The organism is Alcanivorax sp. (assembly GCF_002733835.1).
GTDB lineage: Bacteria > Pseudomonadota > Gammaproteobacteria > Pseudomonadales > Alcanivoracaceae > Alcanivorax.
On sequence record NZ_NVWY01000059.1, the window covers coordinates 1 to 11,433 of the forward strand.

General features: G+C 60.0%; 7 protein-coding genes. 6 read left to right on the forward strand and 1 reads right to left on the reverse strand.

Annotated features, from left to right (window positions below):
* Positions 1–968: 968 nt before the first annotated feature.
* Positions 969–1,181: a hypothetical protein gene (locus tag COA55_RS16690; protein WP_007149518.1), complete on the forward strand. Its 213-nt coding sequence runs from the start codon at positions 969–971 to the stop codon at positions 1,179–1,181.
* Between the two features lie 54 nt (positions 1,182–1,235).
* Here COA55_RS16690 and COA55_RS16695 read toward each other — a convergent pair whose 3' ends face one another.
* A complete protein-coding gene (locus tag COA55_RS16695) occupies positions 1,236–2,963 on the reverse strand; it encodes an amidohydrolase (RefSeq protein WP_290503054.1) in 1,728 nt (575 codons plus the stop codon).
* 361 nt (positions 2,964–3,324) lie between these two features.
* On the opposite strand from COA55_RS16695, the gene COA55_RS16700 reads away from it, so the two are divergent.
* The 5 genes from COA55_RS16700 to COA55_RS16720 form a co-directional block, all read left to right on the forward strand.
* Positions 3,325–4,965 carry an acetolactate synthase large subunit gene (locus COA55_RS16700; protein WP_290503055.1) on the forward strand — a complete coding sequence of 547 codons (1,641 nt, stop codon included), beginning with the start codon at positions 3,325–3,327 and terminating at the stop codon, positions 4,963–4,965.
* Positions 4,966–5,103: 138 nt separating this feature from the next.
* On the forward strand, positions 5,104–6,534 hold the full coding sequence (locus COA55_RS16705; protein ID WP_290503056.1) for an aldehyde dehydrogenase family protein: 1,431 nt from the start codon (positions 5,104–5,106) through the stop codon (positions 6,532–6,534).
* A gap of 238 nt (positions 6,535–6,772) precedes the next feature.
* Positions 6,773–7,471 carry an endo alpha-1,4 polygalactosaminidase gene (locus COA55_RS16710; protein WP_290503057.1) on the forward strand — a complete coding sequence of 233 codons (699 nt, stop codon included), beginning with the start codon at positions 6,773–6,775 and terminating at the stop codon, positions 7,469–7,471.
* Positions 7,472–7,552: 81 nt separating this feature from the next.
* Positions 7,553–9,505 (forward strand): cation:proton antiporter, encoded by a 1,953-nt coding sequence (locus tag COA55_RS16715; RefSeq protein WP_290503058.1) that lies wholly within the window; start codon positions 7,553–7,555, stop codon positions 9,503–9,505.
* Positions 9,506–9,774: 269 nt separating this feature from the next.
* On the forward strand, positions 9,775–11,433 hold a 1,659-nt coding region (locus COA55_RS16720), incomplete at its 3' end, for an AarF/UbiB family protein (RefSeq protein ID WP_290503059.1).

Below are 11,433 nucleotides of genomic sequence, written 5' to 3' on the forward strand. Positions count from 1 at the left end.
CCCTGAAAGAGCTGCTGAATCCGGACCCTCCAGACAAAAAAATAGAGCCTCAAATGAGGCTCTATTTATGATCGCCCCAAACTGTGGGACAGCAGTGGCGCTTCGGCGCCCTTTTTTGTGTACGGAGCAATGCCCTATTGACCATCTGCAGGAGCGTCTCTCGAGGCGCGAACCACCCATAAACGGCACACCAAAAACCATCGTGTAGTGGTCAACGAATTCCACAAGCAGATAGCAGCCCCCTTGCCGAATCGCGGACTTACACCTTACACCGCTTGATTTACCGCCAGGTTTGACAGGCGCTCTGAGTGTCCCGTTGTTTTCCTCCGTTTTTTTCCCGACTCCCAAGAATGCCCCGAGTCAGCCAGAACCTTTCCGTTGACCCGGAGCTTCCTTTCCATCATTCAAAACGGTTGGCGTGAATATTCCCGCAAGTCCCATCGAATTGGCAGGGAACCACGAGGGAACCACGGGACACGCATAAATTTAAACAGCAAAAACAACAACTACCATCCACCAGGCTCTGCCCCGCAATCCATTTACGTCCTGTCATTTGTGCGTACTCTTTCAGCTTATCCAGTGCACCCAGAGCAATCGGCAGCCGTTGCCGCCGGAGTCTCATATGCGCAAGCCATGTCTGTTCATCTATTCCCAAACGATCCAGTACACCCGCCGCATGTGCGGACCACCCGGGGAAAAGCATAAGAATAGCTCCTGTCTTAATTTAATCCCCAGAATCTCCATGTGGGAGCGTGCCTGTACGCGAGAAGGATCAGTAAACCTCACCTGAAGCAGACTCTCCGAGGGTGCATTTGGAGCCGTTCGTAAAATACTCCTGACCATCCATCACAAGCGCTCAAAGTTTAACCAGCTCAGGGGATTTCCCGTTTGTTTTACGCTGCCATCGTTGGCAACATTGGACCGAGCCTCGGCAAGAACAGGCTCATCCCAACTGCAGGAGGCTTCGCATGAGCGATTACGACGACAGAGATGATTACCAGCAAGAAGCCGAAGACCTGTTGGAAACTATCGAGCAGGTGGAAGAAACCCTGACGGTCATGTCCAAAGTGGTCGGGCAGCTGAAAGAACAAGTGGCTTCACATCTGGACCCGAATACGGTGGAAATGAGCGCCGAGGAATTTCTCGATCAGTGCGAGAATCTGGAAGGGACCTGGCACTAGCAGCGCGCAGACCGCTTTCGCAGAGCACCTGAAAAAGGGCTCTGCGCACACAGGCTACATCGCTTGCCCTCTCTCGTCCGCTTGCCCATCCGGGTAGCGACGAACCCCGCCAACCCAGGTGCCCCGCACCTGGATCGATTCCCAGTCGCCAATCGCTTGCCGCGGATCCCGGTCCAGCCAGACCAGGTCCGCACGCATACCCAGGCGCAACTGCCCTACCTGATCTGCCACACCCAGCTGCCTGGCCGCATCCACGGTCACTGCCTGCAATGCCCGGTCCACGCCCACCGCCTGCTCCGGCCCCAGCAACGCCCCGGAGGCTGTCTCGCGTTCCACCGCATTCCACACCAGCTGCAGCGGCTCAAAGGGCACTACCGGCGAATCCGCATGCAAGGTAAAGCTCAGCCCGGCTTGCTCCGCTTCCGCCAGCGGGCTGATCCGGCGAGCCCGCTCCGGCCCCAGGAAAATATCCCGGTGCCGGTCGCCCCAGTAATACACATGGGTATTGAAGAACGAGGGAATCACATCCAGCGCCACCATGCGCTGCAACTGCGCCGGAGTCGCCATCTGCGCATGAATCAATACCGGTTGCACCCGCACCTGCGGGCAGGCAGCCCGGGCGCCGGCAATGGCGTTCAGACTCAGATCAATAGCCGCATCACCATTGGCGTGCACGGCCACTTGCCGCTCCTGGCAATGAAACTGTTTTACTTGGGCGCTAAGCGCTGCTTGAGACCGCGTAGGAAACCCCAGATAGTCCGTCGGGTAATCCTCCGGCAGGGTGTAATACGGCGCCCCGAGAAACCCGGTATAACCCTGCAATGAGCCATCACTGACCAGCTTGACCGGCCCCAGATGGCTGCGCTCCCCCTGCGGTATGGAGATGTCACCCGCCTGGCGCAGTTTTTCCGACTCGGCGTTGGGCCAGACACTCAAACGCAGTGGAATCAGCCCAAATTGCAGCGCCGGCTTCAGGGCACGAATGGCCGCCGGGTCCGCCAGGCCGTTCTGCGCAAAGGTAATACCCCGCGACAGATAAATATGTGACGCCCGGGACAACACCTTCAAGCCGTCCATGGGCGCCAGTTTCAACGCCTGGCTGCGCACCGGATTAAACGCGGTTTCCGCCAGCAGGCCATTGAGCCGACCGGTTTCATCACGACCATAAAACCCGCCCGGCGGATCCTTGACGTCCTCCTTGATGCCCATGCTTTCCAGCGCAGCGGAATTAACCACGCCCAGATGCCCGGAAATATGCATGACCATGATCGGCCGCGTCTCACTCACCGCATCCAGCTCTGCCCGGGTCGGGTAGCGCTGCTCGCCGATGGTGGTGTCATCAAAACCATACGCCAGCAGCATGCCTTCCGGGCGGCGCTGGGCCAGTAGGCGCAAACGCTCCAGCAGCGTGTCGATGCTGTACAAATCGCCGATCGGCGGACTGTTGGCATCCACCGCCACCGCAGACAATCCTTCACCGGGGAAATGTCCATGGGCTTCAATAAACCCCGGCATCAGCGTACCGCCCTCCAGGTCGATCACCGCCACATCCCGGCTGACCTGCCGGCGCAACACCTCAACCTCACCCAGCGCCACAATCTCGCCCCGCTTCACCAGCATGGCATCCGCCACCGGCTGTTGCGGGTCCATGGTCAGTACCGTGCCATTAAAAAAGAGCTGCGCCGCTGGCGCTGGCGGGTTAAACCAGCGATGCACACCCGCCACAGCCAGCACGATCAGGGCAACAATGATCACCAATACCCACAATCCGGTTTTCTTCATAGCTGTCTCTCTCACTGCTGACCGGGCGTTTTCGCCATTGTTCGTTATTGCGCAGACTCTGCCCTTCCCCTGCAGGGAGAACAAGAGGGATGCTCCCGTGTTTTGCGTTCGCCCCGGCGGTCTATCATCACATTTTTAAATAAAACAGATTCATTAACCCCATACCGGCCTGCCCCCCTGGCGCGCTATAGTGAAGCCCGACTTGGAGGTGCCGCACCTTTTATGTGCAGGATTTGTGCACCAGAACAAGGAAAAAGCGGCACCATCCTTGCATTAACCGCGATGATAATTTTACAGCCACGCATCGTGGAACCCGACACGGCCAACAGCCGGCGACGGGATCAACTGGAGACAAAGAGTCATGAAAGCATCGGATTTGTTTGTTCGCGCCCTGGAAGCGGAAGGGGTAGAGCACGTTTTTGCCATTCCCGGTGAAGAAAACCTGGACCTGCTTGAGTCGCTGCGCGGCTCCAACATCAAGCTGGTTATCACCCGTCACGAACAAGCCGCCGGCTTTATGGCATCCACCTATGGGCGCCTTACCGGCAAAGCCGGTGTCTGCATGTCCACCCTGGGCCCCGGCGCCACCAACCTGGTAACCGCCGCCGCCTACGCCCAGCTTGGCGCCATGCCCATGGTGATGATCACCGGCCAGAAACCGATCAAGACCAGCAAACAGGGCCAGTTCCAGATCATTGATGTGGTGGACATGATGCGCCCGCTGACCAAGTTCACCAAGCAGGTGGTCAGTGGCGACTCCATCCCCACCCGCATTCGCGAATCTTTCCGTCTCGCCCAGGAAGAGCGCCCCGGCGCCACCCACCTGGAACTGCCGGAAGATATCGCCCGCGAACATTCCACCATGCCGGTCACTGAGCCCAGCGCGACCCGTCGCCCCATCGCCGAAGACAAGGCCATCTGCAAGGCGATTGAAGCCATCAAGGGCGCACGCAAGCCGCTGCTGCTGGCCGGTGCCGGTGCCAACCGCAAGCTGACCAGCAAGATGCTGCGCCAGTTTGTAGAAAAACTGGGCATTCCGGTAATCACCACACAAATGGGCAAAGGGGTGGTGGACGAAACCGGCCCCCATTTCCTGGGCAACACTGCCCTGTCCGACGGCGACTTTGTGCACCGCGCCATCGACCAGGCCGACCTGATCATCAACGTGGGCCATGACGTGGTGGAAAAGCCGCCCTTCTTCATGCGCCCCGGCGGCGCCGAAGTAGTTCACATCAACTTCAACTCCGCCCAGGTGGACCCGGTCTATTTCCCGCAGATCGAAGTGGTCGGCGACATTGCCAACAGCCTGTGGCAGCTCAAGGAGCGCCTGGAGCCCGAGGAGCACTGGAGCTTCTCGGACTTCCACCGCATCCGCGATGCACTGCAAAAGCACATCAATGAAGGCATTCAGGACGACAGCTTCCCGATTCGCCCGCAGCGTCTGGTGGATGAAATCCGCAAGGTCATGCCGGAAGACGGCATCCTGACGCTGGATAACGGCATGTACAAGATCTGGTTTGCCCGCAACTACCCGGCCACCAAACCCAATACCGTGCTGCTGGATAACGCCCTGGCCACCATGGGCGCCGGCCTGCCTTCCGGCATGGCCGCCAAGATGGTGCACCCGGACCGCCGCGTCATGGCCATCGTCGGTGACGGCGGCTTCATGATGAACAGCCAGGAACTGGAAACCGCAGTACGACTGAAGCTGGATATCGTGGTACTGATTCTGCGCGACGACGGCTACGGCATGATCAAGTGGAAACAGAACGATATGGACTTCCAGGACTTCGGCCTGGACTTCCAGAACCCGGACTTCGTGGATTACGCCCGCGCCTACGGCGCCCACGGCCACCGCGTGGAATCCACAGCCGGCCTGGGGCCGTTGATTGAAGAGTGCTACCAGCAAGGCGGCGTCCACGTGATCGACTGCATGGTGGATTACCGCGACAACAGCCGCATCCTCAACCGGGAAATTCGGGATCTTAGCTCGAAACTGTGAGTACAACCCGGACGGCTCGAGCAGCCTGCGCCGTTCGGGGTTTTGATTGTAGCGTCGGACGTCCGACGTCTGACGTCCGACGCTTTTAAAAGATAGCCAAAAACCTCATGGCCCCACCAACGCCATCAAGGAACCGACATGCTAAAAGAATCCTACCCCTACTACCTGGCCAACGAAGCCGTCTTCGCCAACCAGGATCTGGATGTCACCGACAAATACAGCGGCGAAGTGGCCACTCGCGTGGCCATGGCAGACGCCGCCACCATCGACAAGGCCATCGACGCCGCCGACAAGGCCGCCAAGCCCATGGCACAACTGGCGCCCTACGAGCGCCAGGCAATCTTGTACCACTGCGTCAAGCGCTTTGAAGAACGTTACGAGGAACTGGCCCTGGCCCTGTGCATCGAAGCGGGCAAACCGATCAAGGATGCCCGTGGTGAAGTGGGCCGCCTGATCGACACCTTCCGCGTGGCCGCCGAAGAAGCCGTGCGTATCGACGGCGAAATGCCCAACCTGGAAATTTCCGCCCGTGCCAAAGGCTACCGGGGCATGGTCAAACGCGTCCCCATTGGCCCGTGCTCGTTTATTTCCCCGTTCAATTTCCCGCTGAACCTGGCTGCACACAAGGTCGCCCCGGCCATCGCCGCCGGCTGCCCCTTTGTGCTTAAACCGGCCAGCCGCACGCCCATCGGCGCCATCATCATTGGTGAAGTGCTGGCAGAAACCGACCTGCCGAAAGGCGCGTTTTCCATCCTGCCCTGTCATCGCGAAGGCGCCGACCTGTTCACCACTGATGAGCGTTTCAAGCTGCTCAGCTTCACCGGCAGCCCGGACGTGGGCTGGGACCTGAAAGCCCGTGCCGGCAAGAAACCGGTGATCCTGGAACTGGGCGGCAACGCGGCGGTAATCGTGGATGAAGATGCCGACCTGGACGACGCCGTGGAGCGCATCACTTTCGGCGCTTTCTACCAGTCCGGCCAGAGCTGCATCGGCGTACAGCGCATCCTGATTCACGATGCGATCTACGACGAACTGAAAACCCGCCTGGTAGAAAAAACCGCCGGCCTGAAAATGGGTGACCCGAAAGACGAAGACACCTTTATCGGCCCGGTGATCTCGGAAGGCGAAGCTACCCGGCTGGAAAATTGGGTTAATGAAGCTGTGGATGCCGGCGCCACTCTGCTGGTGGGCGGCAAGCGCGACGGCGCCATGCTCGAAGCCACCCTGCTGGAGAACGCGCCCAAGGGCACCAATATCGTGGAAGAAGAGGCCTTCGGCCCGGTGGCCGTGATCAGCCGCTTCAGCGATTTTGACGACGCCCTGAACACCGTCAACGATTCCAAGTTCGGCCTGCAGGCCGGCATCTTCACCCGCGACCTGTACAAGGCCCAGAAAGCCTGGGACGAACTGGAAGTGGGCGGCGTAGTGATCGGCGACGTCCCCAGCTGGCGCGTGGACAACATGCCCTACGGCGGCGTCAAGGACTCCGGCCTGGGCCGCGAAGGCATCCGCTGGGCCATCAACGACATGACCGAAGAACGGCTGCTGGTGATCCGTACCCCGCAATAAGCAACGCAGTTAAGCATTCGTGCGTACGCCGGGACTTACAGTCCCGGCGTTATTTCTTACATAAACACCTGCATATACTCACATTCCCAACGTCAAAAAACGCCTACCATCGAAAAGAACTCCATCAGGATTCGACTTCATGGCTGCGTCCCTTCCTCTCATCTCTGCGCTGGTTTCTTCCTTGCTTCCTGTCACGCCCCCGCCTCCCGAAGGAAGCTGGTATCAGCCCGATACAGATGTGAGCTGGCAAATTCAGCTCCAGGGTCCGATCAACACCGGTTATACCGCTGACCTCTATGTGCTGGACCTGTTCGACACACCCCAGAATGTGATCGACGACTTGCACGCCAGTGGCCGCCGAGTGATCTGCTATTTTTCCGCCGGTACTTTCGAAAACTGGCGCGAGGACAAGAGCCGTTTTACCGCTGCCGACAAAGGCCGGCGCCTGGGTAACTGGCCCGGGGAACGCTGGCTCGATACCCGCTCAATCAATGTCCGCGCGATCATGTCCGATCGCATTGCCCTGGCCGCCAGCAAAGGCTGCGACGGGGTGGATCCGGACAATGTGGATGCCTACAGCAACCGCAGCGGTTTCCCGCTCACCTATAACAGCCAGCTGGACTACAACCGCTTTCTGTTCGACACCGCCCATGACCACGGCCTGGCCGTATCACTAAAGAACGATTTGGAGCAGGTTGAAGACCTGGTTGATCACGCCGACTTCGCGGTGAATGAATCCTGTCACCAATGGCAGGAATGTCATCTGCTGACCCCGTTTATTGAAGCCGGCAAACCCGTGCTGCACATCGATTACCTGTATGGATCGGACCCGCAGGGCCACAACATTCATTGCCAGCATATGGACAGCCTGGGCTTTCGCTCACTGACCCTGCCACTGGCACTGGACGACAGCTACCGCTTTAGCTGCAACGATTAAGCCTCGCCAAGCAAACACCGGGACTGCCCCCGACAACGGGGGCTGCTACACTGCCCTTTCGGCCTTTCGGAATGCAGTGTTATGCATGACACCCTGACATTAATTGTGGTTCTCCTCAGCAGTGCGGTAGTCGCTGTGGTGGTATTTCGCCGCCTGGGCATGCCTCCCATTCTTGCCTACCTGCTGTCCGGTCTGGCTGCAGGGCCGTTTGGATTCGGCTGGATCAATGACGTAGAAGGCATCCAGCACCTGGCCGAATTCGGCATCGTCTTTTTGCTTTTTACACTGGGGCTGGAATTCTCCATTCCCCGCCTGATGACGTTGCGCCGCATTGTGTTCGGCGCGGGGCCATTGCAAGTTATTCTTACCGGGGCAGCGGTGTTCGCCGTCATGCGCTTGCTCGGTTTCCAGCCCATGACCGCCGGCATCACCGCCGGGGCGCTCGCGCTCTCTTCCACCGCCATTGTGATTCGGGATCTGATTGGCCGGGGTGCGGTGAACACCGGTTACGGGCGGGCTTCCACCGGCATCCTGCTGTTCCAGGATCTGGCTGCGGTGATCATGCTGGTAATGTTACCGGTGATCAGCAACAGCAGCGGCGATGCCCTGTGGGCCATGGCAGGTCTCACCCTGGGCAAATCCCTGCTGTTGTTTGCCGGCATCTACGTGGTGGGGAAATGGATACTGCCACGGCTGCTGGAAGAAACCGGCCGCACTCGCTCCGATGAAGTGTTTGTGATGACCGCCTTGTTGCTGGCCCTGGTGGCCGCCTGGGTAACCCACTGGCTGGGCTTGTCCATGGCGCTGGGCGCCTTTCTGGCAGGCATGATGCTGGGGGAAAGTCATTTCCGCCATCAGATCGAGGCGGACCTGCGCCCCTTTCGTGACCTGTTGCTCGGCTTGTTTTTTATCAGTGTCGGCATGCTGGTGGATCCAAATCTGTTTGCCGAACAGTGGCACTGGATCATCCTCGCTGCTGTCTCGCTGATGCTGTTCAAGGCGGTACTGATTTTCGCTTTGCTGCGTCTGCTGGGAGAACCTGCCGACACCGCCACCCGCAGCGGCCTTATTCTGTCCCAGTGTGGCGAGTTCGGTTTTGTGCTGGTTGCCCTGGCGGTGTCCCACCAGGTCATGTCACCGGGCAAAGCCGGCCTGCTGGTGTCCATCACCGTGCTCACCATGGCGGTGACCCCTGCCCTACTGCAACACAGCGGCAAACTCAGCCGCCGCCTGCTGCGCCCCTGGATGGAAATCCCCAAGGACAGCCCGGTATCCGACGACATTTCCGGCCACGTCATCCTGTGCGGCTATGGCCGGGTGGGCCAGAACCTGATGCGTTACCTGAACCGCTTCCATCACCATGCCGTCGCAGTCGATATGGATCTGGTGCGCTTGCAGGAAGCCAGCGCCGCCGGCGAACACATCCTGTTTGGCGACGCCAGCCGCAAGGACATTCTCGAACGGGCGGGTATTCACCGCGCCCGCCTGCTGGTGGTGACATTCGATGACGCGCGTCTGGCGGAACGCATCATCCACACCTGCCGGGATCTCAACAGCGATGTGCGGGTGCTGGTACGCACCCGGGATGACACTCACCTGGATGCGCTCACGACAGCCGGTGCCGCCGAGGTCGTTCCCGAAGTACTGGAGGCGTCGCTGATGCTGGTGGCCCACGCCCTGATGATGCTCGACGTACCCTTTGAACGGGTGTTGGCGATGCTGCGCAAAACCCGCCGCGACCGCTACCGCATGCTGCAAGGCTATTACCACGGCGATTCCTTCCCCACCACCGACAGCGCCGGCAACCCCTATCGGTTGCTGCACGCCGTTACCCTCAGTGAAAAAGCCCGCAGCATTGGCCAGAGTATCCGTGACTGCGGCTTGCGCGATGTGGAAATCCGGGCGGTGAAACGGGCAGAACACACCCACGAAAGCCCGGATGAAAGCCTGGTCCTGGCACAAGGGGATACAGTCATACTTTACGGCCGACTGGAAGCCGTGGAAGCCGCCGAGGTTCGCTTGTTGGGCGGCTAACGCCCGAATCGCCACGGACACTCAACAAAAACGGCATGCCTGTTCACAAATCTGCGCGCACCGTAGCCCCTCTGCGCCCCCCAGGCGGTCACCGCAACCAGACAGAACGGGATATCCATACGTCAGGCCCCCGCAGACAGCCCGCAAACCGGCTTTCTTAGCGTATTGTCAAACAAAAAGGAGCCTTTGCTCACTTTTGACTTGCCCGCCTGCCTGCTTCGCAGTAATTTGTGAACACTTATACACAAAAACTGTGGAGGGCCCGCCCGATGCGAGCCACATCAGCGAACAACAACACGCTCCAGCCTGCCCAGCCGCAGGCAGATCAGGTGCCGAACTGGCAGCCGCTCAATGACTTTGCCCAGCGCAAGCAGCAAGACAGCGGACTGAAAGCCTGGATTGCCGTGGTCGAGGGTTGCATCAAGGCCATCGAGAAAACCGCCTGGCAGGGCCGGGAAATCGCCGACCAGGCCATTACCGCCTGCAAGGCCGTCACCCGTGGTGCCAGCGCCGTAAACGAAGAAATGCAGCTGCTCGCCGACGAAGCCCGCCGCTGGCCCGCGCGCCTCAAGCGCCTGACCAAAACCGGCTGGATGCTCACCAAGGTGGTCGCCAGCTATCGCCTGTGGGGCACCAGAGCCGCTTTCCTGCCGGGCAGCATGCGCGATGCCGCGCTGGCCAACCTGCACAAGCGCAACGCCAAACGCTTTCGTGACACCTCCCTGGAGCAGGGCGGCGCCTTCCTGAAAATCGGCCAACTGCTCTCCAGCCGTCCGGATCTGCTGCCCCAGGCCTGGGTGGATGAACTGGCCGTATTGCAGGATCAGGCCAGTCCGGTGGACTTTGCCGACATTGCCACGGTGCTGGAGCAGGAGTTCAACCAGCCACTGGATACACTGTTTGCCCACGTGGCCCCCCAACCCCTGGCTGCCGCCAGCATCGGCCAGGTCCACCGCGCCCGGCTGCACGATGGCCGCGAAGTGGCCGTTAAAGTGCAGCGCCCGGGGCTTGATGAAGTGGTCGAACTGGACATGACGCTGCTCAAGGTCTTCATGGACGCGGTGAAATCCGCCCTGCCGCCCATGGATATCGACACCATCGTCAACGAAATCCAGCGCACGGTTCGCGAAGAACTGGACTACCAGCGCGAAGCCCGCGTCATGACGGACATCGGCCGACAGCTCGCGGCCATCCCCGGGATTCGGGTGCCGACACTGGTGCCCGAGCGCAGCAGCCGGCATGTGCTCACCACCGAATTTATCCAGGGCGAGAAACTCACCCTCACCCTGGATCGCCTGAAAGAGTCGGACCCGGCGCAAGTCAGCGCCCTGCTCAGTACGCTGCTGGATGCCTGGTTTTGCCAGGTGCTCAACGGCGGCCTTTTCCATGCCGACCCGCACCCCGGCAACATCATGATCACCCCGGACAATACGCTGGTACTGCTGGATTTCGGCTGCGCGCAAGCACTCACCGACGACGCCCGCCGGGGTTACTTCCGGGTGCTGCAGGCTTGCATTGTTGGCGATGAAACCGTCATCGCCGACACCCTTACCGCCCTCGGTTTTGTCACCCGCAGCGGCGACCCGGCCACCCTGCTGGCATTTGTCTCTGCGGTGCTGGACCAGGTCCGCGACGCCATTATCAATCCCGGGCAACAGACCGGCTGGCCCACTGCAGAAGACATGATGCAGCAGGTCAGCGAACTGCTCGGCCGGCTGGAACACGACCCGGTGGACACCCTGCCCGGTGATTTCATTATGCTGGCCCGGGTCTTCGGCACCCTGGGCGGGCTGTTTCTCCACTATCAACCCAATGTGGACGTGGCCACCCTGGTACTCGGCTACCTGATCCAACTTGGGCTCGCAGGTAAACTCAAGGTCGTCTGCCGTGCATTCGAGGCGCTCGGCCACCCGTTCAGCAAAAGCGAA

Bases quoted from the DNA above. Each gene is read 5' to 3' on its own strand.
- COA55_RS16690 (WP_007149518.1), top strand. From the start codon at position 969: ATGAGCGATTACGACGACAGAGATGATTACCAGCAAGAAGCCGAAGAC.
- COA55_RS16695 (WP_290503054.1), bottom strand. From the start codon at position 2,963: ATGAAGAAAACCGGATTGTGGGTATTGGTGATCATTGTTGCCCTGATC.
- COA55_RS16700 (WP_290503055.1), top strand. From the start codon at position 3,325: ATGAAAGCATCGGATTTGTTTGTTCGCGCCCTGGAAGCGGAAGGGGTA.
- COA55_RS16705 (WP_290503056.1), top strand. From the start codon at position 5,104: ATGCTAAAAGAATCCTACCCCTACTACCTGGCCAACGAAGCCGTCTTC.
- COA55_RS16715 (WP_290503058.1), top strand. From the start codon at position 7,553: ATGCATGACACCCTGACATTAATTGTGGTTCTCCTCAGCAGTGCGGTA.